Source organism: Shewanella marisflavi (assembly GCF_002215585.1).
Classification (GTDB): Bacteria; Pseudomonadota; Gammaproteobacteria; order Enterobacterales; family Shewanellaceae; genus Shewanella; species Shewanella marisflavi.
Genome location: NZ_CP022272.1, coordinates 127,010 through 153,341, shown reverse-complemented (window position 1 = coordinate 153,341; position 26,332 = coordinate 127,010). Strand labels below are relative to the sequence as shown.

Annotated in this window: 21 protein-coding genes, 5 tRNA genes and 3 rRNA genes; 7 read left to right on the top strand and 22 right to left on the bottom strand. The window is 49.1% G+C overall.

Annotated features, from left to right (window positions below):
- Positions 1 to 77: 77 nt before the first annotated feature.
- From rplA to CFF01_RS00700, 8 genes are all read right to left on the bottom strand, one after another.
- Positions 78 to 779, bottom strand: coding sequence for a 50S ribosomal protein L1 (gene rplA / locus CFF01_RS00735; RefSeq protein WP_033540842.1), 702 nt, complete (start codon positions 777 to 779; stop codon positions 78 to 80).
- A gap of 4 nt (positions 780 to 783) precedes the next feature.
- Positions 784 to 1,212, bottom strand: coding sequence for a 50S ribosomal protein L11 (gene rplK / locus CFF01_RS00730; RefSeq protein ID WP_011863956.1), 429 nt, complete (start codon positions 1,210 to 1,212; stop codon positions 784 to 786).
- A 126-nt stretch (positions 1,213 to 1,338) separates the two neighbouring features.
- Complete coding sequence (nusG, locus tag CFF01_RS00725; RefSeq protein WP_011863955.1) at positions 1,339 to 1,881, bottom strand: transcription termination/antitermination protein NusG; 543 nt, start codon at positions 1,879 to 1,881, stop codon at positions 1,339 to 1,341.
- A gap of 9 nt (positions 1,882 to 1,890) precedes the next feature.
- The gene (gene secE, locus CFF01_RS00720) at positions 1,891 to 2,262 is read right to left on the bottom strand and encodes a preprotein translocase subunit SecE (RefSeq protein WP_033540843.1); all 372 of its coding nucleotides are present in this window, start codon (positions 2,260 to 2,262) and stop codon (positions 1,891 to 1,893) included.
- Positions 2,263 to 2,540: 278 nt separating this feature from the next.
- Positions 2,541 to 3,725: an elongation factor Tu gene (gene tuf, locus CFF01_RS00715; RefSeq protein ID WP_088903540.1), complete on the bottom strand. Its 1,185-nt coding sequence runs from the start codon at positions 3,723 to 3,725 to the stop codon at positions 2,541 to 2,543.
- 188 nt (positions 3,726 to 3,913) lie between these two features.
- Positions 3,914 to 3,987, bottom strand: a tRNA-Gly gene (locus tag CFF01_RS00710).
- 36 nt (positions 3,988 to 4,023) lie between these two features.
- Positions 4,024 to 4,108, bottom strand: a tRNA-Tyr gene (locus CFF01_RS00705).
- A gap of 7 nt (positions 4,109 to 4,115) precedes the next feature.
- A tRNA-Thr gene (locus CFF01_RS00700) sits at positions 4,116 to 4,191 on the bottom strand.
- A gap of 235 nt (positions 4,192 to 4,426) precedes the next feature.
- On the opposite strand from CFF01_RS00700, the gene coaA reads away from it, so the two are divergent.
- On the top strand, positions 4,427 to 5,377 hold the full coding sequence (gene coaA / locus CFF01_RS00695) for a type I pantothenate kinase (RefSeq protein ID WP_033540862.1): 951 nt from the start codon (positions 4,427 to 4,429) through the stop codon (positions 5,375 to 5,377).
- Positions 5,378 to 5,420: 43 nt separating this feature from the next.
- On the opposite strand, the gene birA is transcribed toward coaA, so the two are convergent.
- The 7 genes from birA to CFF01_RS00660 form a co-directional block, all read right to left on the bottom strand.
- On the bottom strand, positions 5,421 to 6,380 hold the full coding sequence (gene birA, locus CFF01_RS00690) for a bifunctional biotin--[acetyl-CoA-carboxylase] ligase/biotin operon repressor BirA (RefSeq protein WP_088903539.1): 960 nt from the start codon (positions 6,378 to 6,380) through the stop codon (positions 5,421 to 5,423).
- Positions 6,373 to 7,413 carry a UDP-N-acetylmuramate dehydrogenase gene (gene murB, locus CFF01_RS00685; protein WP_088903538.1) on the bottom strand — a complete coding sequence of 347 codons (1,041 nt, stop codon included), beginning with the start codon at positions 7,411 to 7,413 and terminating at the stop codon, positions 6,373 to 6,375. Before murB ends, birA begins: the two co-directional genes overlap by 8 nt.
- A 651-nt stretch (positions 7,414 to 8,064) precedes the next feature.
- Positions 8,065 to 8,180, bottom strand: a 5S ribosomal RNA gene (rrf, locus tag CFF01_RS00680).
- A gap of 312 nt (positions 8,181 to 8,492) precedes the next feature.
- Positions 8,493 to 11,385: ribosomal RNA gene (locus CFF01_RS00675) — 23S ribosomal RNA — on the bottom strand.
- A gap of 334 nt (positions 11,386 to 11,719) precedes the next feature.
- A tRNA-Ala gene (locus tag CFF01_RS00670) sits at positions 11,720 to 11,795 on the bottom strand.
- 54 nt (positions 11,796 to 11,849) lie between these two features.
- Positions 11,850 to 11,926: transfer RNA gene (locus CFF01_RS00665), tRNA-Ile, on the bottom strand.
- 70 nt (positions 11,927 to 11,996) lie between these two features.
- Positions 11,997 to 13,541 (bottom strand): 16S ribosomal RNA (locus CFF01_RS00660).
- Together the 16S, 23S and 5S rRNA genes with 2 tRNA genes alongside form the textbook arrangement of a ribosomal RNA operon.
- Positions 13,542 to 14,160: 619 nt before the next feature.
- Between CFF01_RS00660 and CFF01_RS00655 the strand changes: the two genes are divergently transcribed.
- On the top strand, positions 14,161 to 14,619 hold the full coding sequence (locus CFF01_RS00655; protein ID WP_088903537.1) for an RNA recognition motif domain-containing protein: 459 nt from the start codon (positions 14,161 to 14,163) through the stop codon (positions 14,617 to 14,619).
- Positions 14,620 to 14,648: 29 nt separating this feature from the next.
- On the opposite strand, the gene murI is transcribed toward CFF01_RS00655, so the two are convergent.
- On the bottom strand, positions 14,649 to 15,452 hold the full coding sequence (murI, locus tag CFF01_RS00650; RefSeq protein ID WP_088903536.1) for a glutamate racemase: 804 nt from the start codon (positions 15,450 to 15,452) through the stop codon (positions 14,649 to 14,651).
- 201 nt (positions 15,453 to 15,653) lie between these two features.
- On the opposite strand from murI, the gene trmA reads away from it, so the two are divergent.
- The gene (trmA, locus tag CFF01_RS00645; protein WP_088903535.1) at positions 15,654 to 16,751 is read left to right on the top strand and encodes a tRNA (uridine(54)-C5)-methyltransferase TrmA; all 1,098 of its coding nucleotides are present in this window, start codon (positions 15,654 to 15,656) and stop codon (positions 16,749 to 16,751) included.
- 61 nt (positions 16,752 to 16,812) lie between these two features.
- Here the strand turns inward: trmA and fabR are convergent, their stop codons facing one another.
- Positions 16,813 to 17,427 carry an HTH-type transcriptional repressor FabR gene (gene fabR / locus CFF01_RS00640; RefSeq protein ID WP_033538975.1) on the bottom strand — a complete coding sequence of 205 codons (615 nt, stop codon included), beginning with the start codon at positions 17,425 to 17,427 and terminating at the stop codon, positions 16,813 to 16,815.
- Positions 17,428 to 17,567: 140 nt separating this feature from the next.
- Here fabR and CFF01_RS00635 point away from each other — a divergent pair, with 140 nt between their 5' ends.
- The 3 genes from CFF01_RS00635 (at position 17,568) to mnmH (ending at position 21,011) form a co-directional block, all read left to right on the top strand.
- The gene (locus CFF01_RS00635; protein WP_033538837.1) at positions 17,568 to 18,674 is read left to right on the top strand and encodes a fatty acid desaturase; all 1,107 of its coding nucleotides are present in this window, start codon (positions 17,568 to 17,570) and stop codon (positions 18,672 to 18,674) included.
- Between the two features lie 178 nt (positions 18,675 to 18,852).
- On the top strand, positions 18,853 to 19,896 hold the full coding sequence (gene selD, locus CFF01_RS00630) for a selenide, water dikinase SelD (protein ID WP_088903534.1): 1,044 nt from the start codon (positions 18,853 to 18,855) through the stop codon (positions 19,894 to 19,896).
- Entirely contained in the window at positions 19,896 to 21,011 is a 1,116-nt protein-coding gene (mnmH, locus tag CFF01_RS00625; RefSeq protein ID WP_408640500.1) for a tRNA 2-selenouridine(34) synthase MnmH, read from the top strand. Before selD ends, mnmH begins: the two co-directional genes overlap by 1 nt.
- 55 nt (positions 21,012 to 21,066) lie before the next feature.
- Here the strand turns inward: mnmH and CFF01_RS00620 are convergent, their stop codons facing one another.
- The 5 genes from CFF01_RS00620 to nudE all read right to left on the bottom strand — a co-directional run bounded on the left by CFF01_RS00620 (position 21,067) and on the right by nudE (position 25,494).
- The gene (locus CFF01_RS00620) at positions 21,067 to 22,929 is read right to left on the bottom strand and encodes an MFS transporter (RefSeq protein WP_088903533.1); all 1,863 of its coding nucleotides are present in this window, start codon (positions 22,927 to 22,929) and stop codon (positions 21,067 to 21,069) included.
- On the bottom strand, positions 22,920 to 23,531 hold the full coding sequence (locus CFF01_RS00615; RefSeq protein WP_088903532.1) for a TetR/AcrR family transcriptional regulator: 612 nt from the start codon (positions 23,529 to 23,531) through the stop codon (positions 22,920 to 22,922). The genes CFF01_RS00620 and CFF01_RS00615 overlap by 10 nt, the downstream gene beginning before the upstream one ends.
- Before the next feature lie 105 nt (positions 23,532 to 23,636).
- Positions 23,637 to 24,092, bottom strand: a complete 456-nt coding sequence (locus CFF01_RS00610) for a GNAT family N-acetyltransferase (protein ID WP_088903531.1) — start codon at positions 24,090 to 24,092, stop codon at positions 23,637 to 23,639.
- Complete coding sequence (gene cysQ / locus CFF01_RS00605) at positions 24,085 to 24,897, bottom strand: 3'(2'),5'-bisphosphate nucleotidase CysQ (protein ID WP_088903530.1); 813 nt, start codon at positions 24,895 to 24,897, stop codon at positions 24,085 to 24,087. The genes CFF01_RS00610 and cysQ overlap by 8 nt, the downstream gene beginning before the upstream one ends.
- 51 nt (positions 24,898 to 24,948) lie before the next feature.
- Positions 24,949 to 25,494: an ADP compounds hydrolase NudE gene (gene nudE, locus CFF01_RS00600; protein WP_033538843.1), complete on the bottom strand. Its 546-nt coding sequence runs from the start codon at positions 25,492 to 25,494 to the stop codon at positions 24,949 to 24,951.
- A gap of 97 nt (positions 25,495 to 25,591) precedes the next feature.
- Between nudE and yrfG the strand changes: the two genes are divergently transcribed.
- Entirely contained in the window at positions 25,592 to 26,266 is a 675-nt protein-coding gene (gene yrfG / locus CFF01_RS00595; RefSeq protein WP_088905835.1) for a GMP/IMP nucleotidase, read from the top strand.
- The last annotated feature ends 66 nt before the right edge of the window (positions 26,267 to 26,332 follow it).

The following is a 26,332-nucleotide window of genomic DNA, read 5'->3' as shown; positions in this document are numbered from 1 at the left end:
AAGTGAAAATAGTCCTCAACCCACAAGGTGCGCGCATTATAGACTAATACCCACACCTTGTAAAACAAGCTAAGAAATTAAGCTGATGGATTCAGAGTGCTCTGATCAACAGCAACACCTGCACCCATAGTGGTAGAGATGCTTACTTTCTTAACGAAAACGCCTTTCGCAGAAGCAGGCTTAGCTTTGATAAGCGCGCCTAGTAGTGCGTCCAGGTTTTCTTTCAGTTGAACAGGTTCGAAGTCCACTTTACCTATGGTAGTGTGGATGATACCGTTCTTATCGTTACGGTAGCGAACCTGACCAGCTTTTGCATTCTTAACAGCTTCAGCAACGTTAGGCGTTACAGTACCTGTCTTAGGGTTAGGCATCAGACCACGTGGGCCTAAGATTTGACCTAACTGACCAACAACGCGCATTGCATCAGGAGATGCGATAACTACGTCGAAGTTCATTTCACCAGCTTTAACTTGTGCAGCAAGCTCGTCCATACCAACTAGCTCAGCACCAGCTTCTTTAGCGGCGTCAGCGTTAGCACCTTGAGTAAACACAGCAACACGTACATCACGACCGGTACCGTGTGGTAGTACAGTAGCACCACGAACGTTTTGGTCTGATTTACGTGGGTCAACACCTAGGTTAACCGCAACGTCAACACTTTCAACGAACTTAGCAGTAGCTAGTTCTTTAAGTAATGCAACAGCTTCGTTGATGTCGTAGCTCTTAGTTGCTTCTACTTTTTCGCGGATCAAACGCGCGCGTTTAGTTAGCTTTGCCATGATATTAATCCTCTACTACCAAACCCATTGAACGCGCAGTACCTTCGATTGAGCGAGTCATCGCTTCAATGTCAGCACCAGTCATATCAGCGGCTTTAGTCTCAGCGATTTCCTGGACAGCGCTACGCTTGATAGTTCCCACTTTTTCAGTGTTAGGACGGCCAGAACCTGACTTAAGACCAGCAGCTTTAAGCAGCAGGAATGAAGCAGGTGGAGTCTTAGTTTCAAAAGTGAAAGAGCGATCAGTGTAAACTGTGATCACAACTGGAATCGGCATACCTTTCTCGAACTTTTCAGTACGAGCGTTGAATGCTTTACAGAATTCCATGATGTTAACACCTTTTTGACCCAATGCAGGACCAACTGGTGGCGACGGGTTTGCAGCACCGGCTGCTACTTGTAGTTTGATGTAACCATCAACTTTCTTTGCCATGAGACATTTTCCTCAAGTTTGGGTACAAACGCTAGCGGCGACATGCCGATTAGCTCCCCGAAAATAATGGGGGCGGATTATACAAAAATCCGCACCCATTTCCAATACGTTTTGTGCTTTATTTAATCAGCTTTTTTCGATCTGGCTGAAATCTAGCTCTACAGGCGTTGAACGACCGAAGATCATTACCGACACCTTGACGCGGTTCTTCTCGTAGTCAACCTCTTCCACTGTGCCATTAAAGTCGGCAAATGGACCATCGGTTACACGAACCACTTCACCTGGCTCAAACATCACGCGATGAGTCGGTGACTCAGTAGTCTCTTGTAGACGCTGCAGAATTGCATCTGCCTCGCGATCAGAGATAGGCGCTGGACGATCTGAAGTCCCACCAATGAAACCCATCACACGCGGGATGCTCTTCACTAAGTGCCAGCTTTCATCGTTCATTTCCATCTGCACTAACACATAGCCAGGGAAGAACTTACGCTCACTCTTACGACGCTGACCTGCACGCATTTCGACTACTTCCTCGGTCGGTACTAGTACCTCACCGAAATAGTGCTCCATACCGTGCATTTTGATGTGTTCAAGCAATGATTTGCATACACGACCTTCATAACCTGAAAAGGCCTGAACCACATACCATCTTTTTTTAGCTTCAGTCATAGGAAATGCCTATACGCCCGTAATAAAATTAACAATTCTCAGCAATACCGCGTCCATTCCCCAAAGAATCAATGCAAGTATGCCTGTTGCCGCTAGTACGATAAATGTCGTATTTAGGGCTTCTTGACGCGTCGGCCAAACTACTTTACGTACTTCAATATGAGATTCACGAGCAAAAGACAGTGCTTGCTTACCCTTCTCAGTTTGAAGTGCGATAAAACCTGCTATCGCAAATGCCACTACGACACCGATAGCACGAACCAATACACTAGCTTCGCTATACATCTGATTAGCAATAATGGCCGCCGCTAGCAGAATAACTACTACGCCCCATTTAACGATATCCAGAGAATTTCCCTGGTTTTCAGTATTTGTTGTCATCGGTTAATTCCGTTACTCATTACGACCTGAGCTTAAGTCTGGTCAGTTTTTAACATCAGGCAAAACAGCGCTCACCCTGACCATACCACTACATTCTCCGAACTTACTCCCAGAGCAAACAGTAAGCCCAGAGGGTCAAAAATCGGCCATAGATTGTATTCTTATTCGGTGCTGTTGGCAAGGCAAGCTGCAGCCCGATAAACACAAAATCTAAATCACTTAAAACAAAAAAGGCAGCCTAAGCTGCCTTTTTCAGTGTCTATTTAAAATCAAAGCGATTAAGCGATGATCTTAGCTACAACACCAGCACCAACTGTACGGCCACCTTCACGGATAGCGAAACGTAGACCTTCGTCCATCGCGATTGGGCAGATCAGAGTAACAACCATCTTGATGTTGTCACCAGGCATTACCATTTCAACGCCTTCTGGCAGTTCGATAGTACCGGTTACGTCAGTTGTACGGAAGTAGAACTGTGGACGGTAGCCCTTGAAGAATGGAGTGTGACGACCACCTTCTTCTTTTGACAGTACGTATACTTCTGATTCGAACTGAGTGTGTGGAGTGATTGAACCAGGCTGAGCCAGTACTTGACCACGCTCAACTTCATCACGCTTAGTACCACGTAGTAGTACACCACAGTTCTCACCTGCACGACCTTCGTCAAGCAGCTTACGGAACATTTCAACACCAGTACAAGTAGTCTTAGTAGTATCTTTGATACCTACGATTTCTACTTCGTCACCAACTTTAACGATACCGCGCTCAACACGACCTGTTACTACTGTACCACGGCCTGAGATTGAGAATACGTCTTCGATTGGCAGAATGAATGCACCGTCGATAGCACGCTCTGGCTCTGGAATGTAAGAATCTAGAGCTTCAGCTAGTTCTAGGATCTTAGCTTCCCACTCTGGCTCGCCTTCTAGGGCTTTCAGAGCTGAACCTTGGATAACTGGTAGGTCATCACCTGGGAAGTCATATTCAGATAGCAGTTCACGAACTTCCATCTCTACTAGTTCTAGTAGTTCTTCGTCATCTACCATGTCACACTTGTTCATGAATACGATGATGAAAGGTACACCTACCTGACGAGAAAGCAGGATGTGCTCACGAGTCTGTGGCATTGGACCATCTGTAGAAGCTACTACTAGGATAGCGCCGTCCATCTGTGCAGCACCAGTGATCATGTTTTTAACATAGTCAGCGTGGCCTGGGCAGTCTACGTGTGCGTAGTGACGAGAAGGAGTATCGTACTCGATGTGAGAAGTATTAATGGTAATACCGCGCTCACGCTCTTCTGGAGCGTTATCGATCTGTGCGAAATCTTTAGCTTCACCACCGTACGTCTTAGTCAGTACGTGAGAGATAGCAGCTGTAAGAGTTGTTTTACCATGGTCAACGTGACCGATGGTGCCCACGTTTACGTGAGGTTTGCTACGTTCAAATTTTTCTTTAGCCATGGTATTGCCCCAATTAAGAGATACTTGGTGATGAAATCTACATACAACAAAAAATCCGATGCCTATAATGTCATCGAATCGATTTAATTAAGATAATTACGGAAGCTTAGTTTGGCAGGCTGAAGGCAGTTTATCGAGAACTGGACCCGAAAGGGCGGCTCATAGATACGGGCACAATCAGCGAAAATTGGAGCGGATGGCGGGAATCGAACCCGCGTTATCAGCTTGGAAGGCTGGAGTAATACCATTATACGACATCCGCGCAACCTAACTAAGGTTACCTAACTACCTAGAAAAATGGTGGAGGGAGAAGGATTCGAACCTTCGAAGGCTGAGCCGTCAGATTTACAGTCTGATCCCTTTGGCCACTCGGGAACCCCTCCAGAGAAATGGTGCCGGCACCAAGAGTCGAACTCGGGACCTACTGATTACAAGTCAGTTGCTCTACCAACTGAGCTATGCCGGCGTGTCATTTCGGTAGCGGATATTAGGTAATAGTGAGCACAAGTGCAATACCTAATTTTAAAAATCTGCAAAAAAATCATTTAAACGACGTTTTTTCCGCCACGAAAGCACAATAAAGTTCACTATTTATCCATAATAGTCCGTAAGCCTCATAGCCTAGAATGGAATCGCATTTTTGGTGTTGTTCCCCTGAGGACGATGGTGTACTGTGCCTTGCCTAAGGGGAGATTTTATTCATGCACGTCGACAACCAAATACATAATGCACTCTATCTTGCCTTTGCCCGTCAGCAGTGGGCAGAGCTGCGAAAATCAGTGCCGTTAACACTCAGCGAATCCGATCTTGACGACCTGCGCGGCATCAACGAATCTATCTCCCTCGATGAAGTGACCGACATCTATCTCCCTCTGAGCCGCCTGCTCAATCTCATTGTCGGCGGCAAGCAGCAGAGAGGACTGGTATTGAGTCAGTTCCTCGGTCGTGTGCCACCTAAACGTCCTTATATTATCAGCATCGCTGGCAGCGTCGCGGTAGGAAAGAGTACTACGGCGCGTATCCTACAAGCCTTATTACGCCAATGGCCAGAGCATCCTAAGGTCGACTTGGTGACCACAGATGGTTTTCTCTACCCATTATCTGAGCTGAAACGTCGAGGGCTTTTACAGCGCAAAGGCTTTCCAGAAAGCTATGATATGAAGATGCTGGTTGAGTTTATCTCTAAGATTAAGGCAGGTGAGAGCTTAGTACATGCGCCTATCTATTCTCATATAAGCTACGACAGGATTGCCGATACCCAACAGGCGATACAACAGCCAGATATTCTGATAATAGAAGGGCTCAATGTTTTACAAACCGGACAAGACACCCACGTAGCAATTCAGCAGCCTTTCGTGTCGGATTTCGTCGACTTCTCCATCTATGTAGATGCTGAAGAACCGCTATTAAAAGACTGGTATATTTCTCGCTTCTTAAAGTTCCGCTCCGGTGCCTTTAGCGATCCTAACTCATACTTTCATCACTACTCAGAGTTAAGTGACGATGAGGCGACTAAGATAGCTGGCAATATTTGGGATAGCATCAACGGGCCTAACCTTAATCTCAATATTCAACCCACTAGAGATAGAGCACACCTGATCTTACGCAAGGGAACCGATCATATGATGCACCAGGTGCTACTGCGTAAATAAAACCTCCTAAAAAAACGGCCGTTAATTAACGGCCGTTTGTCTATTAGACGGGACGCATGGAGATCTCTCCCCCCACAAAGGCTTTAATTCCCTGCTCGGTTTTCAGTAATATGGCGCCCTGCTCATCGATACCGCAGCAGATCCCCTCAACGCTATTATCTCCCATCAGCAATTTAATCGGCTGGCCATCAAAGAGATCTGCCTCACGCCATCTTTGCTGAAATGCCATAAGACCCTGCTGCTGGAATAACTCTAGATCCCTAACCAGTTGCTGCTGCAGTGCAACCATCAAATCTGTCTTATCAGGCTGCTGCGCAAGTTCTGACAGATCGCTCCAGGGCTGATCTATCTTATCGGCCTGCGCCGGTGACATTGAGAGGTTGATGCCTATACCAATAACCAGATCGCAAACACTGTCTGCCTGGCCACTCATCTCAATTAAAATGCCTGCCAGCTTTTTATGATTCAGGTAGATATCATTGGGCCATTTAACCCCAATTCCCTCAACACCCAGACTGCGAAGCACTGTCACTAACGAACAAGCAACCACCAAGCTCAAGCCCATCGCCTGAGCCATTCCTTGAGAAAATTGCCAATAAAAAGAAGTATAAAGATGACAACCGTAAGGCGAGACCCACTGACGACCACGACGACCACGACCAGCCGACTGATACTCGGCCACGCAGATATCACCACTACTCAGCTCATTGACATGGCCCAATAAGAAACCGTTGGTCGTAGCGATCTCATTGAAATAGAAGCAGCGATTTTTTACCCCCTGCTTAAGACGCGCCTCATCGATCAAAGACACAGGCGTAGCAAGTCGATACCCTTTGCCTTTCACACTATAGATATCGACACCAAACTCTTCTAAGTTGGCCACCTGCTTGCTCACCGCAGCACGAGAAATCCCCAGTTCACTTGCCAATGCCTCGCCAGAGACGAAGCTACCTTGGCTGAGTAGGCGAATAATATCCCGACGACGGGCCCATTGATCATGCATCAGCTAATTCCTTCTGTCCGGTAGCACCGATAATCCTCGGCTCAACTTCCAACCTTACGCCAAACTCTTGATATATCCTATCTACCACTAACTTAGCTAGGTTACACACATCCTGACCTGTGCACTCGCCCTTGTTGACGATCACTAGCGCCTGCTTTAAATGAACCGAAGCGTCACCCACAGACACTCCTTTAAGGCCAGCTTTATCGATCAACCAACCAGCGGCTAACTTAACCTGTGAATCCTCCAGGTGATAGCCGACAATGTCTGCATATTGCTGTTTAAGCGCGTTGAATTTTTGCTGGCTAACCACAGGGTTCTTAAAGAAACTGCCCACATTACCTAACAGGGCAGGATCGGGCAATTTAGCCATGCGCGTCTCGCAGATGCAGTTGAACACCTCTCTAGGGGTAATGCCTTGAGTACGCTCGCTTAATTCCTGCAGTGGTCCATAACTGAGATTAGGTTGCCAGGCCTTGGGCAACACAAAGCCCACCCGCAAGATCACGGCGCGATTTCTTAGGGCATTCTTGAAGATGGATTCTCGATAGGCAAACTCGCAATCACTGCCATTAAGCCGTTTTATCTGGCCACTTGGTAGATCAAGATACTCTACCCAATCGCAGAACTGCCCAAACTCAACGCCATAGGCACCTATATTCTGAATGGGCGCAGCACCAACAGAACCAGGAATCAACGCAAGGTTCTCGAGTCCTGGCATCTCATTATCGAGACAGAACTTAATCAGCTCATGCCACACCTCGCCTGCCTCGACCTTGAGGTAATAGTACTGATCATCCTGACTCACCTCGATCCCCTTGGTCTCTACCAATACCGCAGTCCCTTGAAAGGTTTCAGTCAGTACAATATTGCTACCACCACCTATCAGCAATAGCGGCTCTTGCTGCTTAAAGGCCTGCAAACAGACGGCAAGCAGCTCAGTATCCTGTTTTGCTCTAACCAATCGAAAGCAGTCAGCCTTGAGGCCCAGGGTATTAAATTGCGTTAAAGAATCTGTGATTTTGGAGTCCATAGAGGAAGCGTGATTTATGTCAGTTAGCCCAAAAAGCCATTGTAACGTATCTGGTCCCCGCAACCTAAATCCCAACAAAGATTAATCTCGATAGAGCTCATGATTCACTTATCAATGGACACTGAGAATGGAAAGGATTGTACCGTTCGTTAATCAACACATGTTAAAGGAGTACTCATACAGTTGCTAACACCTCGGAGACTAGCATTTACTAACTAAAAGCATTTTTTCACTCACGTTTATAGAAAGCCGTATCTCACATGGGCACGTAAGGCATCCGCTTATCAAGCAAAGCTTGATAAATGACTGCAGTACAAAGCAGCTAGGCTGAGAACTGGGGCAAGGCACATAAATGTGCCTAGTGTCATTACGCAGGATGCTGTTTATGAACAAGCTCCGCGGCGGGACGACGAAAATAAGCGACTGTTATGGCCAGCTTCAGCCACATTTAGATATTTGTACAAACATACGCTCACATGGGGGCGAAAGGCATCCGTTTATCAAGCGAAGCTTGATGGATGGCTAGACTGCGAGCTGAGGGGCGCACACTGCGTAAGCAGCTTTGGGCTGCAGGTGAAGTAGATGCTTTCGCGAAGCGTAAAAAGCAAAAAGCCCTAGCGATTTAGGCTAGGGCTTTTTGCTTTATTAGGCGTCTGGAAATGACCTACTCTCACATGGGGAGACCCCACACTACCATCGGCGCGATTGCGTTTCACTTCTGAGTTCGGGATGGGATCAGGTGGGACCACAATGCTATGGTTTCCAGACAAATTTTTACTGGTTAATTCTTCGTCTAACGGCATTGTTTCCTCGCTACAGTGCTCATGTACTCTAGTACACTCCGCGCTTCGCTTCGTTACGGCTTTGTCAGCCAAACAATTACCTGCGTAATTAACCAAAATAATAAATTTGAAAAGCTGTACTCTTTATTCAAGAGCTAATTTGAGTTCGCACTTCAATCAAGTACTTGTATTCTTCTGATTCAGTAACCATTATTACGACCTCCATGGATGGAGGAAGTGCCAAGAAATGATTGGACTCATTTCCGGTACTTTGCAGTAAAAACCCTTTTGGGTTGTATGGTTAAGCCTCACGAGTCATTAGTACAGGTTAGCTCAACGCCTCACAACGCTTACACACCCTGCCTATCAACGTCCTAGTCTCGGACGGCTCTTTAGAGACCTTAAAGGTCTAGGGATGACTCATCTTAGGGCTCGCTTCCCGCTTAGATGCTTTCAGCGGTTATCGATTCCGAACGTAGCTACCGGGCAATGCCATTGGCATGACAACCCGAACACCAGCGGTTCGTCCACTCCGGTCCTCTCGTACTAGGAGCAGCTCCCTTCAATCATCCAACGCCCACGGCAGATAGGGACCGAACTGTCTCACGACGTTCTGAACCCAGCTCGCGTACCACTTTAAATGGCGAACAGCCATACCCTTGGGACCGACTTCAGCCCCAGGATGTGATGAGCCGACATCGAGGTGCCAAACACCGCCGTCGATATGAACTCTTGGGCGGTATCAGCCTGTTATCCCCGGAGTACCTTTTATCCGTTGAGCGATGGCCCTTCCATTCAGAACCACCGGATCACTATGACCTGCTTTCGCACCTGCTCGACGTGTATGTCTCGCAGTTAAGCTGGCTTATGCCATTGCACTAACCGTACGATGTCCGACCGTACTTAGCCAACCTTCGTGCTCCTCCGTTACTCTTTGGGAGGAGACCGCCCCAGTCAAACTACCCACCAGGCACTGTCCTCAACCCCGATTCAGGGGCCAGAGTTAGAACATCAACACTACAAGGGTGGTATTTCAAGGTTGACTCCACGAGAACTGGCGTTCCCGCTTCAAAGTCTCCCACCTATCCTACACATGTAGGGTCAATGTTCAGTGCCAAGCTATAGTAAAGGTTCACGGGGTCTTTCCGTCTAGCCGCGGGTATACGGCATCTTCACCGCAATTTCAACTTCACTGAGTCTCGGCTGGAGACAGCGTGGCCATCATTACGCCATTCGTGCAGGTCGGAACTTACCCGACAAGGAATTTCGCTACCTTAGGACCGTTATAGTTACGGCCGCCGTTTACCGGGGCTTCGATCATGAGCTTCTCCGAAGATAACCCAATCAATTAACCTTCCGGCACCGGGCAGGCGTCACACCGTATACGTCATCTTGCGATTTTGCACAGTGCTGTGTTTTTGATAAACAGTTGCAGCCACCTGGTATCTGCGACTGCCGTCAGCTTAGGGAGCAAGTCCCATCACCAACAGCAGCGTACCTTCTCCCGAAGTTACGGTACCATTTTGCCTAGTTCCTTCAGCCGAGTTCTCTCAAGCGCCTTGGTATTCTCTACCCGACCACCTGTGTCGGTTTGGGGTACGATTCCTGCTAACCTGAAGCTTAGAAGATTTTCCTGGAAGCATGGCATCAACTACTTCAGTTCCGTAGAACCTCGTCGTCAACTCTCAGTATTAGGTACCCGGATTTGCCTAAGTACCCTACCTACAGTCTTAAACGCGGACAACCAACGCCGCGCTAGCCTAGCCTTCTCCGTCTCTCCATCGCAGTTAGCAGAAGTACGGGAATATTAACCCGTTTCCCATCGACTACGCCTTTCGGCCTCGCCTTAGGGGTCGACTTACCCTGCCCCGATTAACGTTGGACAGGAACCCTTGGTCTTTCGGCGTGGAGGTTTTTCACCCCCATTATCGTTACTCATGTCAGCATTCGCACTTCTGATACCTCCAGCGTGGGTTACCCCTTCACCTTCAACGGCTTACAGAACGCTCCTCTACCGCACTAGCGCAAGCGCTAGTACCCATAGCTTCGGTGTATTGCTTAGCCCCGTTAAATCTTCCGCGCAGGCCGACTCGACTAGTGAGCTATTACGCTTTCTTTAAATGATGGCTGCTTCTAAGCCAACATCCTAGCTGTCTAAGCCTTCCCACATCGTTTCCCACTTAGCAATAACTTTGGGACCTTAGCTGATGGTCTGGGTTGTTTCCCTTTTCACGACGGACGTTAGCACCCGCCGTGTGTCTCCCGAGTAGTACTCATTGGTATTCGGAGTTTGCAAAGGGTTGGTAAGTCGGGATGACCCCCTAGCCTTAACAGTGCTCTACCCCCAATGGTATTCGCTCGAGGCGCTACCTAAATAGCTTTCGAGGAGAACCAGATATCTCCCGGTTTGATTGGCCTTTCACCCCCAGCCACAAGTCATCACCGCATTTTTCAACATACGTGTGTTCGGTCCTCCAGTTGATGTTACTCAACCTTCAACCTGCCCATGGCTAGATCACCGGGTTTCGGGTCTACACCTTGCAACTAAACGCGCAGTTAACACTCGGTTTCCCTACGGCTCCGCTATTCGCTTAACCTCGCTACAAAATGTAAGTCGCTGACCCATTATACAAAAGGTACGCAGTCACGGTCTCAAGAACCGCTCCCACTGCTTGTACGTATACGGTTTCAGGTTCTATTTCACTCCCCTCACAGGGGTTCTTTTCGCCTTTCCCTCACGGTACTGGTTCACTATCGGTCAGTCAGGAGTATTTAGCCTTGGAGGATGGTCCCCCCATATTCGAACAAGATATCACGTGTCCCGTCCTACTCGTTTTCACCTAAAGTTAGTTTTCATGTACGGGGCTATCACCCTGTATCGCTGTGCTTTCCAACACATTCCACTAACACCCTCTAGGCTTAAGGGCTAATCCCCGTTCGCTCGCCGCTACTAGGGGAATCTCGGTTGATTTCTTTTCCTAAGGGTACTTAGATGTTTCAGTTCCCCTCGTTCGCCTCATTAAGCTATGTATTCACTTAATGATGACAGCTTATGCTGCCGGGTTTCCCCATTCGGACATCGTTAGCTCAAATGCTTGTTACTAGCTCGCCAACGCTTTTCGCAAGTTACTACGTCCTTCATCGCCTCTGACTGCCAAGGCATCCACCGTATACGCTTAGTCACTTAACCATACAACCCAAATGAGTTTCATCTGAGCTGCATCGCAACTAATGGTTTCAACTTTCGCCAAAAGAATACTCAATGCACTTGATTAAAGTGTGTTTTGAGAACTCAATTATTTTTTCGCGCTAATGCTACAAATAATCACGTACAAGTACGTCACTATCCCTTTCACATTAACACTATCAGCTTTCCAAATTTTTAAAGAGCGACCTCCACGGATGGTGGAAGTGTCGAAAATCGTATGGAACGATTTCGACCGGGCTTAAAAAAGCCAAAGATAAATTCTGCATTTATCTTTGGCATCTCTAACCTAAACTGCATGCCCTCATCAAAGAGCAAATGGTGGAGCTATGCGGGATCGAACCGCAGACCTCCTGCGTGCAAGGCAGGCGCTCTCCCAGCTGAGCTATAGCCCCATTTACATGCAGCGAGAATAATACGTTTAATACCGAATCTTTCCTTGGAAAGATTGGTGGGTCAGAGTGGACTTGAACCACCGACCTCACCCTTATCAGGGGTGCGCTCTAACCAGCTGAGCTACAGACCCAACGTATTTCTCTATCTTCTATCAAGTAATCTGTGTGAACACTCAACAAGCACTAAATCAATCGTATAGGTAAGGAGGTGATCCAGCCCCAGGTTCCCCTAGGGCTACCTTGTTACGACTTCACCCCAGTCATGAACCACACCGTGGTAAACGCCCTCCCGAAGGTTAAGCTATCTACTTCTGGTGCAGCCCACTCCCATGGTGTGACGGGCGGTGTGTACAAGGCCCGGGAACGTATTCACCGTGGCATTCTGATCCACGATTACTAGCGATTCCGACTTCATGGAGTCGAGTTGCAGACTCCAATCCGGACTACGACGAGCTTTCTGAGATTAGCTCCACCTCGCGGCTTCGCAACCCTCTGTACTCGCCATTGTAGCACGTGTGTAGCCCTACTCGTAAGGGCCATGATGACTTGACGTCGTCCCCACCTTCCTCCGGTTTATCACCGGCAGTCTCCCTAAAGTTCCCGGCATGACCCGCTGGCAAGTAAGGATAAGGGTTGCGCTCGTTGCGGGACTTAACCCAACATTTCACAACACGAGCTGACGACAGCCATGCAGCACCTGTCTCAGAGTTCCCGAAGGCACTAAGCTATCTCTAGCGAATTCTCTGGATGTCAAGAGTAGGTAAGGTTCTTCGCGTTGCATCGAATTAAACCACATGCTCCACCGCTTGTGCGGGCCCCCGTCAATTCATTTGAGTTTTAACCTTGCGGCCGTACTCCCCAGGCGGTCTACTTAATGCGTTAGCTTGAGAACCCAGTGTTCAAGACACCAAATTCCGAGTAGACATCGTTTACGGCGTGGACTACCAGGGTATCTAATCCTGTTTGCTCCCCACGCTTTCGTACCTGAGCGTCAGTCTTTGTCCAGGGGGCCGCCTTCGCCACCGGTATTCCTTCAGATCTCTACGCATTTCACCGCTACACCTGAAATTCTACCCCCCTCTACAAGACTCTAGTTTGCCAGTTCGAAATGCAGTTCCCAGGTTGAGCCCGGGGCTTTCACATCTCGCTTAACAAACCGCCTGCGTACGCTTTACGCCCAGTAATTCCGATTAACGCTTGCACCCCTCGTATTACCGCGGCTGCTGGCACGAAGTTAGCCGGTGCTTCTTCTGCGAGTAACGTCACAGCTAAGTGCTATTAACACTTAACTTTTCCTCCTCGCTGAAAGTGCTTTACAACCCGAAGGCCTTCTTCACACACGCGGCATGGCTGCATCAGGCTTGCGCCCATTGTGCAATATTCCCCACTGCTGCCTCCCGTAGGAGTCTGGGCCGTGTCTCAGTCCCAGTGTGGCTGATCATCCTCTCAGAACAGCTAGGGATCGTCGCCTAGGTGAGCCATTACCTCACCTACTAGCTAATCCCACCTAGGTACATCCAATCGCAGAAGGCCCGAAGGTCCCCTCTTTTCCCCCGTAGGGCGTATGCGGTATTAGCAGTCGTTTCCAACTGTTATCCCCCTCGACTGGGCAGTTCCCTAGGCATTACTCACCCGTCCGCCGCTCGTCAGCAAAGAAAGCAAGCTTCCTTCCTGTTACCGCTCGACTTGCATGTGTTAGGCCTGCCGCCAGCGTTCAATCTGAGCCATGATCAAACTCTTCAATTAAAGTTTTGGTGAAGCTAAAAGCTTCGGCTCAATGAATTCTGATTCATTTAAATGACTCGGAAGAATCATCTAAATGTTTGTACATATTGCTATGAACATTCATCGTTGCATTGAGATATAAATCGTTTTCGATTAACTCAACACCTGTGAATGTCCACACAGATTACTTGATAAATTGTTAAAGAGCGTTTAGCACATCCCGGTAGTTCCGAGTGGCTAGGGCTGCGTATTCTACGCAATCCCGTGTTCGCGTCAAGCAGTTTTTGCAAACTTTTTGAGGCTTCACTTTTCAGTGACTGACCACCTTATCGCCTTGGCTACCAAGTGTTTCGACGCTGCGTTATCTGCTTTGCCGTGTCAGTGGATGCGCATTATAGGCAGTTCTGATTTGGGCGCAAGGGGTTTTTCTACGATCATCGATCGCAAGACGATCTTTTAATCGCTTTGCTGAATTAACTAGCAATACGCGTCGAATTTAGACAAATCAGGACGAAACCTTTCTATATCAAACCTAGCTAAAGTTCGTTTTTTCATCAATATGCTAGTGTAATTGCTAATAATTCATTACCATATACGAGCTGTTAACAGTTAATTATCAATTCTTCAGAGAACCAATTATATGCAAAAGCCATTTCTTATTGTTTTGATAGTCGCCATCCTTGGCGCATTGGCAATATCTCAATTCACACCAGAGCTTTATTCGGCAATCGCATTTTTTACTGGTGCCATTATCGCTAGTGTTATTTTTACGCTGCAATCATCACCTTCTACTGCAGGTACCGCCGAGACCTATACCGGACCAACCATGACACTCTATGTTGGAAACCTGCCTTATCGTGTTCATGAGGGTGAAGTTAAAGAGTTATTTGGAAAGTTTGGCCCGGTTAACTCGGTTCGCCTAGTGCGCGATCGCAAGACTGGCCGTCGCAAAGGCTTTGGCTTTATCGAAATGTCTGAGGCGGGCGCGAAAAAGGCAATGAACAAACTAAACGAATTTGAATTTCAGGAGCGTACACTGAAAGTTCGTGAAGCTAAGTCTCAGGACGCTGATAAAAACGAGACCACGCAAGAAAGCTAAGCTTTAAACCACTTAGCTTATTACCGACACTAGCTGCCTGTCTCTATCGCACATTCTGCAAAAGATACTACCGATGAGAATCCCCAGGCAGCCAAGGTCGTTTTAAGACCTTCCGCAATAGTAGTTGTTGTATAGAAAGCCTGGCTTTGACCACGGAGCCCTTGTTTACCTTCCATCTGAATTAAAGTCATCACCCTAGCTGCAATTGCACGGGATGAATCCAGCAGTGTAACCCCCTCACCTAAATAGTCTTGTAGCTCAGATGCTAAAATCGGAAAGTGAGTACAACCTAAAACCAAGGTATCTAACCCAGACTCCTTTATAGGCTTAAGCACCTCATGTAAGGTCTGAAGATCTAATGGCTGCTGCGCCATCTTAGCTTCGGCTATATAGACGAGTTCAGAAGAGCCAAAGCGATCGACTCGGCAGTCACGGGCAAATTTATCGATCAACTCCTGAGTATAACGACGATTCACTGTACCCGGCGTCGCCAGTAAACCGAGGTGTTTATTCTTCGATAGGCGCGCCGCCGGTTTGATGGCTGGGACCACGCCGACAACAGGAACAGTTAAAGTCTCTCGCAACGCTGGCAGAATCAAGGTGCTGGCGCTGTTACAGGCCACGACTACAATATCAGCTTCGCTCAGAGTGACGGCTCGAGCTATCAGCTCAACACAACCTTGGATCAACTCCTGCTCGTCGAGCTCACCATAGGGCAGTCTGGCATTGTCGAACAAATAACAATAGTTGGCCTGAGGAAGTTGTTTGCGCACTTCGGCCAAAATAGATAGGCCCCCTACCCCAGAATCAAACACGAGTATATTTGCAGACAAATTGGCTCTCCGATAAAGATATATGACACTCGAGCAGCGATTTTTTCACATTCAGTGCAAAAGCTAAAGCTGATACGTGCAGATTTGTATCTCATGCGACAAACCTGACTCTATAGACACTTGGAATGTAAAACACCCCCTAGACATCAACGACAGGTAGTATACTATTTGCGCCCCCAATGATAGTAACGGTGTTAAGAAATGAATTTAGACGCAATGGATCCTAAGCAATACGATAAGCAACTCGATGCGAAACGTGAGAAATTAGCTCAGCTATTTGCCGACTTCGAAACACCTGAATTGGAAGTCTTTGCTTCACAAGACGCACATTATCGCATGCGCGCCGAATTTCGCGTCTGGCACGAAGGGGAAGACCTCTACTACTATATGTTCGATAAGGCACTTAACCAGAAGGTGCGTTGTGATCAATTCTTGCCGGCGAGCAAACTGATCAACGAAGTGATGCCAGAGTTGATGGCCGCCCTGCGTCCCAATCAGACACTCAGACACAAGCTGTTTCAGGTGGACTTTTTGTCGACCCTTAGCGGCGAGATCTTAATTTCACTCTTATACCATAAACAGCTAGATGCACAGTGGGAAGCCGAAGCTAAAGTACTGAAGCAACAGCTATCAGACAGATTCAATGTCAACATCATTGGCCGTGCTCGCAAGCAGAAGCTGGTGCTGGATCGCGACTTCGTAATAGAAACCCTGCCGGTTAACGGGCAGCAGCTAGTCTATAAACAGGTCGAAAACAGCTTTACCCAACCCAATGGCGAAGTCGCCATCAAGATGCTGGAGTGGGCCATCGACATCACCCGTGACAGCAGTGGCGACCTGCTAGAGCTGTATTGTGGCAACGGCAACTTCTCCATCGCCCTGGCACAAAATTTCAATCGCGTCCTAGCCACAGAGCTGGCTAAGCCTTCAGTCGACTCGGCGCAGTACAACATTGAAGCCAATAAAGTCGAAAACCTGCAGATCATTCGCATGTCGGCTGAAGACTTTACCGATGCTCTAGCAAAGAAGCGCAGCTTCAGACGACTAGAAGGGGTGGATTTAGACAGTTACAACTGCAATACCATCTTCGTCGATCCGCCACGGGCAGGGCTCGATGACAATACTCTGGCCATGGTGCAAGGCTACGAGCGGATCATGTATATCTCGTGCAACCCTAATACCTTACTCGATAACCTTAAGGTATTAGATAAGACCCACAAGATCACTCGCTTCGCGCTATTTGACCAATTCCCCTATACGGATCATATGGAGTCTGGCGTCCTGTTGGAACGCCGATAATCCGCGATAAAATAAAAAGGGCCAAATGGCCCTTTTTATTTTATCGTTTTGATAACGCACCCTAGCGATGTTCCATCTTCTGCTGCAAAGATTCGGCGCCTTTCGCCACCATGCGCAGTTGGATCACCAAGCGGTCGGCTAAAATCTTACGATCGACACGTTTCATATCCAACGCCGCCGCGCCAGCATTAAAGACCAAGGTCACCAAAGCTTCGGCCTGCGCCCTGGCCAGTTCAGGCGTACGTTTGGCAGTCGCCTCGGTGTAGTGGGCCAACTCTGAGATAAAGTGTTCAATTTCTCGGGCTACCGCGGCGCGAAAAGGTGCTGAAGTGCCCGAGCGCTCATGCAACAAAATGCGAAAGACGTTAGGGTTAGACTCCAACACTTCCATAAAGGTATCGACAGAAATACGAATTACGCTGCCGCCGGCTTCCGCGCGCTGACGCCCTTTACGCATCATCTGTCTCAGGGTCAATCCGCCTTCATCCACCATAGTCAGACCCAGCTCGTTCATATCCTTAAAATGGCGATAAAACGAGGTCGGCGCAATATTGGCTTCACGGGCCACCTCTCGCAAACTCAGACTAGAAAAGCTGCGCTCGGCACTTAATTGATTAAATGCCGCATCGACCAAGGCGCGACGCGTTTTTTCTTTTTGCTGTGCTCTGATACCCATCATGATGAATCCGCTAGATAAAACTCAATCTGCCAATAATACCTTCTTTAATACAAAAACGCAGCCCGCCTTGATCTCTCCAGCGAAGTCAGTAAAATTGGCTTACAGCTGTACGCTCAACATAAACCCTGGAAACAATAATGAAAAAACCTCCCCTCATCTGGACCAATATTTTGCTCTTTGCCATCACCTTCTTGGGTGCTGCCATTCTCGTCCCTTGGTACGGCATTACCCATGGCTACGGCCTGGCAGAATGGGCAGCCTTTATTGGCCTCGCCTTTGCCAGTGGTTTGTCGATAACCGCCGGATACCACAGGCTCTGGTCACATAGAACCTACAAGGCACACTGGTCAGTGCGTTTTCTTTTTGCCTTGGGCGGAGCGCTTGCACTGCAAAATAGTGCCCTGCATTGGTCATCGGATCACCGTATCCATCACAAGCATGTCGATGACAACGATAAAGACCCCTATTCGGCTAACATGGGTTTCTGGTACAGCCACATCGGCTGGATGCTAAGAGAGTATCAGGCCCAGCGTTATCACGATTATAAGAACGTACGAGACCTGCAAAACGAAAAAATTGTGATGTGGCAGCACAAATACTATCTGCCGCTGGTCATCCTGATGAATATAGGTCTTCCTGTATTCTTAGGCTGGCTGAACGGCGATATCTGGGGCATGTTGCTGATGGCGGGGCTGCTACGCTTAGTTGTAGTCCATCACTGCACCTTCTTTATTAACTCCCTCGCCCATATCTGGGGAAGCCAGCCTTATACAGACAAAAACACGGCGCGGGACAATGGCCTGTTGGCGGTATTTACCTATGGTGAGGGCTACCATAATTTCCACCATATTTTCGAAAACGATTACCGCAACGGCATCCTCTGGTGGCACTACGATCCCACCAAGTGGCTGATCAACACCCTGGCCTGGACGGGACTGGCCCACAATCTCAGAGTCACTCCCCAGGAGCGTATCGAGAGCGCCAAACTCCAGATGCAACTGAAAAAGGCACAGCACAAGGTCACCCAGCTGGCCAATCACGAAGAGATCCTCGAGAAGATCCATACCGAATATGAACTGCTGAAAAACCATATCGCCGATTACTATCAGGCACAAAAGGAACTGCTGGAGGCCAAGCGCAAACAGCTGACCACACAGCATTTAATGCAGCAGGTTGAGCATCTCAAACAAGAGCTGATGGCGCGTAAAAAGCAGTGGAAAAACCTCACCACTGGATTTGCCTAACATCCGACTTTCAATAGCCACCCAAACTGGGTGGCTTTTTATATCAATAGTGCGACGGTCATTATCACCCTTAGGCACCAGCTTCTGCGTTCACATCTGTAGCGCTGGGCGATTGAAGTGCCGCACCTATGGGTCTATCATGAGCGGCTCATCCTTCATCTAGAGATAGTTTGCGTTCATGTCAGTAGAAAAGATTAAACTCACCGAATATAGCCATGGCGCCGGCTGTGGCTGCAAGATATCGCCAAAGGTACTGGGCACCATACTGGCTTCCCAACTGCCCACCTTCGATGACCCTAACATTCTGGTGGGTAATCAAACCCGCGATGACGCCGCTGTATATCGTCTCAATGATGAAACCGGCATTATCAGCACTACCGATTTCTTTATGCCGATTGTGGATGATCCCTTTACCTTCGGACGCATCGCCGCCACCAATGCCATTAGCGACATCTATGCCATGGGCGGCACGCCTATGATGGCTATCGCCATTCTTGGGTGGCCGGTCAATACGCTACCCGCCGAGATAGCTCAGCAGGTCGTCGATGGCGGACGCCAGGCCTGTAAAGATGCCGGCATCATGTTGGCCGGTGGCCACAGTATCGACGCGCCAGAACCTATTTTCGGCCTCGCCGTGACCGGACAGATCCCCTTACCCGAACTAAAACAAAATAATACGGCTAAGGCTGGCGATAAGTTATACCTCACCAAACCTTTAGGAATAGGTATCTTAACGACGGCGCAGAAACAGAAAAAGCTGGCCGAGCAAGATATCAATATCGCCCCTGATGCTATGTGCCAGCTCAACAAGGCAGGGCCGACCATCGCCAAGATCCCTGGCGTTACCGCCATGACTGACGTGACCGGATTTGGTCTGGCAGGGCACCTGATCGAGATGTGCCAAGGGGCTGAACTGGCCGCCAAAGTTGATCTAGCCGCCCTCCCTTTACTCCCAAAGGCGATGGATTACCTCAAGCTTGGCTGTATTCCCGGCGGCACTCATCGCAACTACGACAGCTATGGTGAGCACCTACCCAAGGTCACTGATGAACAAAAAGCACTGTTATGCGACCCTCAAACCAGCGGTGGCTTATTGATTGCGGTCTCGGCCAGCCATGAATCTCAGCTGCTTGCACTGCTCGAGAAAGAGGGACTCCCGACCCAGTGCATCGGACAATTGGTGCCGCCAACCAAGGCGCAGGCTCTGGTGGAACTGATCTAATGGGCAATCAAATGGGCAGAGTTATCCCCGCGAGCGAATATGCCCGTATCCTGGCCGGCGATCATCCCATCATGGATGTACGCGCCCCGATAGAATTTACCAAGGGCGCCTTTCCCGCCAGTAGCAATCAGCCGCTGATGCAAGATGATGAGCGACAGAAGGTAGGCACCTGTTACAAGGAGCAAGGACAGGACGCCGCCATCGCCCTCGGCCATTCGCTGGTATGCGGCCGCGTCAAGCAACAGCGCGTAGACGCTTGGCTCACCTATCTGAACCAGCACCCCAACGCCTATCTCTACTGTTTTCGTGGCGGCCTGCGTTCACAGCTGACACAACAGTGGCTTAAAGAGGCGGGCAAAGAGGTACCCTATATTCAGGGCGGCTATAAGGCGATGCGCCAGTGCCTGATCGACACCATAGATACGACGCCGCAGGTCAAGCCCATGCTGATCCTAAGCGGCATAACAGGCAGTGGTAAGACAGACTTTTTGCTGCAACGTCCAGAATCCGTCGATCTTGAGGGCTTGGCCCACCACAGAGGCTCCAGTTTCGGCCGCTATCATGAAGAGCAGCCAACACAGATCAACTTCGAAAATAGTTTGGGTGTCGCGCTACTAAAGCATCAGCAGAGCCAAGCACGAGATCTGTTACTGGAAGATGAGAGTTATCTGATTGGTCGCTCAGCTCTGCCTAAAGCTTTCTACATGGGGATGCAGGCGGCCAAGGTCGTGATCCTAGAGGAACCAATGGAGGCCAGGCTCACCCGATTACTCGACGAATATGTACATAAGATGCATCAAGGTTATGTCGAGCGTCTGGGTGAGGAAGCTGGCTTTGAAGCCTTTGGCCATTATCTGGCCAATAGCATCAGCGGCATCAAGAAACGCCTGGGCGGCAAGCAACATGATGAGCTACAAGCCATAATCAAACAGGCATTAGCTGTGCAATGGCAAGATGGGGATACCCAGGCTCATCTGGAGTGGATCGCCCTACTACTCAATAAATATTACGATCCCATGTATCAGTATCAGATAGAGAAAAAGGCCGAGCGGGTGATCTTCCAAGGTGACCATCAGGCTATGCATCAATGGCTGGATGACTACGCCAAGCGATAGAAACAACAAAAAAGCCAGACAAAACGTCTGGCTTTTCTCTTTGTGCATAGCGTCTCTACGACTCAGATAACATGGTCTCAACCCGTTCGCGCAGCTGATGGCGATTGGCCTCTGTACCGGAGATCACATCGGCCAGTCTCACCGATATCTTTGACCAGAAGCGCTTCGGACGCGTACTGAGAGCATGCCCACCATGGTGGCTGAAATAGGAACCCCAGAGGCCTTTGAGCGCCATGGGGATCACAGGCACAGGATCTCGTGCCAATATCTTATCTATCCCAGGTCTGAACTCACCCAACTCGCCGTTAGGCGTCAGGCGTCCCTCAGGGAAGATGCACACCAACTCCTCATTGGCCAATGCCTGATGAATCGACTCGAACGCCTGCTCATAAGTGGCTTCACACTGGCGTGGCGAACAGATGGGGATCACCCCTGCGTGTCTAAAAAGATATTTCAGCAAAGGTATCTCGCTGATCGACTTATCCATCACAAAGCGAATCGGTCGAGTCGACGCGCCCATGATGATCAGAGCGTCCACATAACTGACATGATTACAGACTATGATGCCGGCGCCTTCAGTGGGCAGCTTTTCGCGACCAGACACAGTGACGCGATAAAGAATATGACTCAGCAAATAGCTGACAAAGCGCTGGGTAAACTCTGGCACCTGACTATAAACATACAGGGCCACCACGGCATTAAGCAGCGCCAACAATAGAAACAGCTCTGTGATCTGCCACTCAAACACTTCTAGCAGCAAGATAGATAAGAGTGCCGAGACCACCATAAACAAAGCATTCATTATGTTGTTTGCGGCGATCGCCTGAGCACACTCGCCCCTCTCTGCCCTCGACTGAATAAAGGCGTAAAGAGGCACGATAAACAAGCCACCACTCACACCCACCATAAACAGGGCAAACATCACCCGATAGTGTTGTGACTCATCAATAAAGCTACTGAAGGTATAGATCGCCTGTCCCTGAGCAGGTAAGTCGGGAAGCGCCCACAAGAGATCGACCCCAAACAATGTCAGACCTGCCACCCCAAAAGGCAACAACCCCAGCTCGACATGGCCATAGGAGAAACGCTCACACAGAAAGGAGCCTACCGCGATACCGATTGAGAAGAGCGCCAGTAGCAGTGAAACGACAGTAGCATCTGCGTGCAGATGTAACTTGGCAAAGTTAGGAAATTGAGTCAGATAGGTGGCACCTAGAAACCAAAACCAGCTGATCGCCAAGATTGCCATCCAGATACTTGGCGTATTTCTCACCTTAGCGATACTGCGCCAAGTGCCAGATAAGGGTGCAAAACGTATTTTAGTGATCGCCCCCTGAGGCGGCATGGCAGGTATCGCTCGACTGGCTAAGTATCCAGCGATAGCGAGTACAAATACTGTTAGTGCCGTGGCGATAACGCCTTTGTCACTGGCCACCAAGAGCCCGGCGCTTAGGGTACCGATCAAGATAGAGAGAAAGGTGCCCATCTCCACCCAGGCATTGCCCGTCACCAGTTCATCTTCAGCCAACGCTTGAGGCAGCAGAGAGTATTTTACCGGACCGAAATAGGCCGACTGACTACCGGTTAAGAAGAGCAGTACCAGCATCACCATGTAGCTTTGAGTCAGTATCGCCATGGCCGCGCAGGACATGATCACCAGCTCAAGCTGTTTTAAGCGTCTGATCAGTTTTGCCTTATCCATATTATCGGCCACCATTCCCGCATGAGCGGAAAACAGAAAAAATGGCAAGATAAACACGCCAGCGGCGAGGTTAACGAATAGGTTCACACTAATGGGCAGGGCGTCTATCTGGCTATAGGTCACCATCAGCAGCAGCACATTCTTATAAATATTGTCATTAAGTGCGCCCAGGCACTGAGTGGCAAAATAGGGAAAAAAGCGTCTGGTTAGCAGCATAACGTCTCCTTGTGATAACCCAATCCTTTAAGTTGAACCTCTAAATGATGCTGGATGGCTTGGGTAAGGCTAACCCCAGGTGCAAAAAGCTTGTCCTCCAGATCCAGACTCACCAAACCATGCACCCCAGCCCACACAGCGCGACTTGCCAGCAGACATTGCTGCTGAGGTAGTTCCGGTAACAAACTCGCCAGACGCGACTCGACCAAGGCAAACAACTGCTCAATTAGCCTGGCATGACGCTCGCTTATCCCCTGCTCTTTGGTGGCCTTAAGTTCAAAGATCAATTGAAAGGCTCTTGGCTGTTCAAAGGCAAATTCTTGATAGGCGGCAGCCATAGCCGTTAATCCACCGAACTCTGGCGTTTGCGCTTGACCTGCCAATAGCTCAAATAGCTCACTCAGGGTCTGCTCGGCGACCGCCAGCAACAATCCCTGATAACTGCCAAAGAGATTTACCAGCGTGCTAGGCACATAGCCAATAACCGCCGCCACTTTGCGTAAACTGAGGGAATCGAGCGATTCATCCTTAAGATGCGCCAACACAGCCGCGATGGCCATTACCTTAATCTCTTCATGAGTATGTTCTTTGCGCCTAGCCATCTCATCCCATCCTTTTTGGCTTTTGGGTTAAGTTAGCAGCAAACAAAATAAAAAACAATGTTCATAATAAGTTTGTTTTTTAGCTCTATGTTTAAAAGGGAAGTTTTAACGATCGAGGATCATCAGGATGCGATCTTCATGGGGACCGAAATAGTCGACTTCTAAACCCTGCTCAACAAACCCCAACCTGGCGTAGAGATGGCGGGCTGGATTGTCGGGCGAGACAGTCAATTTAACTTGCCTGACTTCGGCGGGCAGCGACGCTAGCGTCTCGACAATCAACCGCTTGCCTATTCCTTTGCCCTGAGCGGCACTATCGACGGCCACCGAAAGGATCCAGGCGCAAGAGGGCTGTTCACTTCTGGCCAGCAGGATATAGCCCAGCACACAGCCCTGTGCATCACAGGCAACACGCAGACCACTGGGCCAGCAATCATAACTCTGACGAAAGAAAAAATCGGGGTAGGCATGCTCGCCAAACAGCTGCTGCTCCAAACGATAAAGTGGCAACAACTGCGACTTAGCGGCTGCTTGAATAACAATAGATTCGGGATTATTCACTGGTTAACAGTTTATCCCAAGGCAGGTGGGTTGAGCCCACAACGATAAAATTGGGATTCTCTAACGACTCACGCTCGTTATAACTTAGGGGCTGCAATTCAAGATCCATCACCTGGCCGCCGGCCTCTTCAATGATGATCTGCGCCGCGCCGGTATCCCACTCGCCGGTGGGGCCGATGCGCACATAACAGTCGGCTCGCCCTTCTGCCACCAGGCAGCTCTTTAGTGCTGCGCCCCCCAAAACCACGAGTTCGCAGTGTTTAGGATGATGGAATAACTTCAGCACTGAATGAGGATCTTGACGGCGACTCACCGCCAAGCGCAGACAGGGTTCATCGTCAGTGGTGAGCTGTTTACTGGCGATACGTACCTCACCCTTACTGCTACGTTTGTAGGCACCCAGGCCCGCCACCGCATAATAGACCACGTCCGTCATGGGCACATAAACGATCCCCATGATAGGGCGGTTATGCTCAACCAGGGCGATGATCACCGAGAAGTCGCCGCTGCCGGCAATAAATTCACCGGTACCATCCAAGGGATCGACCAACCAGTAGCGTTGCCAGTCGGCGCGCTCAGAGAAAGGAATATCAGCATCTTCTTCGGATAAAACGGGGATATCAGGCGTTAGGCGCTCAAGCTGTGAAGAGATGATTTTATGCGCCGCGATATCGGCAGAGGTCACAGGGGTATTGTCAGACTTTACCTCTCGCTCGAAGCTTCCGTCGAGGTAGATAGTCTTAATCGCCTCTCCCGCCTCGATGGCAATACTTATCGCCTGCTCAATATACTCTTCTGGCTTCATCACAACTCCAACAGCCTACATCTGGCAATGCCTATTTATCGTTTAGATTAACTACTTTAGTTTTAGATGTTTCTGCGCCAAAAACAAGGCGCTAACGCTTCTAGACTCGGAAAAGTCGTCTTCTAATAACAGCTCAGACCACTGACTCAAGGGCCAACGCACCACTTCTATCGGTTCTGGCTCATCACCTTGCAGTCGACTCTCATACAGATCTTCGGCTACGAAGATCTGCATCTTGCTGGCAAAATAGCCTGGCGCCAGACTTAGCTCCATCAGATGGGTCAACTTATGGGCGCCAAAGCCTATCTCTTCTTGCAGCTCTCGATTGGCCGCCTCGGCGTGACTCTCACCTGGATCAACCAAGCCCTTAGGGAAGCCAAGCTCATAGCTATGGGTTCCCGCCGCGTACTCGCGCCCTAAAAGGAGGTCTTTACCATGCACAGGCACCACCATGACGGCGCCACGGGCATTGCCTTTCATGCGCTCATACTGACGCTCAACCTGATTCGAAAATTTTAAATGCACCTGCTCAATCTGAAATAGACGGCTTTGTGCAACAACTTCGGCATGTAGGATCTGCGGCTTTTTGTCCGGCATGAAACTTCCTGATAAAAATGGCGTTTGCTTAACCACTCAATCTTACTATGATGTGCCTAATCCACAACTCTCACCAAGGAATTTTTTTCACACCTTTATGTTTCCCTGGAATAAGATAGATACTGTGCTGCTTGATATGGATGGCACCCTGCTGGATCTGCATTTCGATAATCACTTCTGGCTCAGCCTGGTTCCTCAAGCCTTGTGCCAAGAGAAACAGATCCCCTTATCTGAGGCGCAGCAACTGGTCGAAACCGCCTATGCCAAGGTATTTGGCACCTTAGAATGGTATTGTCTGGAATATTGGCAGCAAGAGCTTGGCCTAGATATTCTTGCCCTGCACCACACTCTGGTAGACAGAATCCAACTGCGCCAAGACAGCATGCCCTTTCTCTCGGCACTTGCCAGGCGCAACAAGCAGCGTATCTTAGTCACCAACGCACACCCACAAAGCTTGTCATTAAAGCTCAAACATACCGAGCTGGCTTCCGGGTTAGATCATATGCTCTCAAGCCACCACACTGGTTACCCCAAAGAGCATCCCCAGTTTTGGCTTAGCCTATTTGAGCGCTTCTCCCTAGATCCAAGCCGTTGCCTGTTTATCGACGATAGCGAACCCATCTTGCAGGCTGCCAGAACCGCAGGAGTTGGCTATCAACTCGGCATCAAGAATCCCGACAGCCAAAAGCCACACAAAACCTTTACCGATTTTCCCGCCATCGATGATTATCATCAGCTGTTGATCTCCCTTGAGAAAACGATTACTGGCTAAATATTCGTGGGGTTAACTCGCTAACCATTTGAGCTGATTGATAGAAAAACTGGTTAATACTTGCAC

Excerpts from the sequence above, each read along its gene's own strand:
- rplA (WP_033540842.1), bottom strand. The coding sequence starts at position 779 with ATGGCAAAGCTAACTAAACGCGCGCGTTTGATCCGCGAAAAAGTAGAA.
- rplK (WP_011863956.1), bottom strand. The coding sequence starts at position 1,212 with ATGGCAAAGAAAGTTGATGGTTACATCAAACTACAAGTAGCAGCCGGT.
- nusG (WP_011863955.1), bottom strand. The coding sequence starts at position 1,881 with ATGACTGAAGCTAAAAAAAGATGGTATGTGGTTCAGGCCTTTTCAGGT.
- secE (WP_033540843.1), bottom strand. The coding sequence starts at position 2,262 with ATGACAACAAATACTGAAAACCAGGGAAATTCTCTGGATATCGTTAAA.
- tuf (WP_088903540.1), bottom strand. The coding sequence starts at position 3,725 with ATGGCTAAAGAAAAATTTGAACGTAGCAAACCTCACGTAAACGTGGGC.
- coaA (WP_033540862.1), top strand. The coding sequence starts at position 4,427 with ATGCACGTCGACAACCAAATACATAATGCACTCTATCTTGCCTTTGCC.
- birA (WP_088903539.1), bottom strand. The coding sequence starts at position 6,380 with ATGCATGATCAATGGGCCCGTCGTCGGGATATTATTCGCCTACTCAGC.
- murB (WP_088903538.1), bottom strand. The coding sequence starts at position 7,413 with ATGGACTCCAAAATCACAGATTCTTTAACGCAATTTAATACCCTGGGC.
- CFF01_RS00655 (WP_088903537.1), top strand. The coding sequence starts at position 14,161 with ATGCAAAAGCCATTTCTTATTGTTTTGATAGTCGCCATCCTTGGCGCA.
- trmA (WP_088903535.1), top strand. The coding sequence starts at position 15,654 with ATGAATTTAGACGCAATGGATCCTAAGCAATACGATAAGCAACTCGAT.
- fabR (WP_033538975.1), bottom strand. The coding sequence starts at position 17,427 with ATGGGTATCAGAGCACAGCAAAAAGAAAAAACGCGTCGCGCCTTGGTC.
- CFF01_RS00635 (WP_033538837.1), top strand. The coding sequence starts at position 17,568 with ATGAAAAAACCTCCCCTCATCTGGACCAATATTTTGCTCTTTGCCATC.
- selD (WP_088903534.1), top strand. The coding sequence starts at position 18,853 with ATGTCAGTAGAAAAGATTAAACTCACCGAATATAGCCATGGCGCCGGC.
- mnmH (WP_408640500.1), top strand. The coding sequence starts at position 19,896 with ATGGGCAATCAAATGGGCAGAGTTATCCCCGCGAGCGAATATGCCCGT.
- CFF01_RS00620 (WP_088903533.1), bottom strand. The coding sequence starts at position 22,929 with ATGCTGCTAACCAGACGCTTTTTTCCCTATTTTGCCACTCAGTGCCTG.
- CFF01_RS00615 (WP_088903532.1), bottom strand. The coding sequence starts at position 23,531 with ATGGCTAGGCGCAAAGAACATACTCATGAAGAGATTAAGGTAATGGCC.
- cysQ (WP_088903530.1), bottom strand. The coding sequence starts at position 24,897 with ATGAAGCCAGAAGAGTATATTGAGCAGGCGATAAGTATTGCCATCGAG.
- nudE (WP_033538843.1), bottom strand. The coding sequence starts at position 25,494 with ATGCCGGACAAAAAGCCGCAGATCCTACATGCCGAAGTTGTTGCACAA.
- yrfG (WP_088905835.1), top strand. The coding sequence starts at position 25,592 with ATGTTTCCCTGGAATAAGATAGATACTGTGCTGCTTGATATGGATGGC.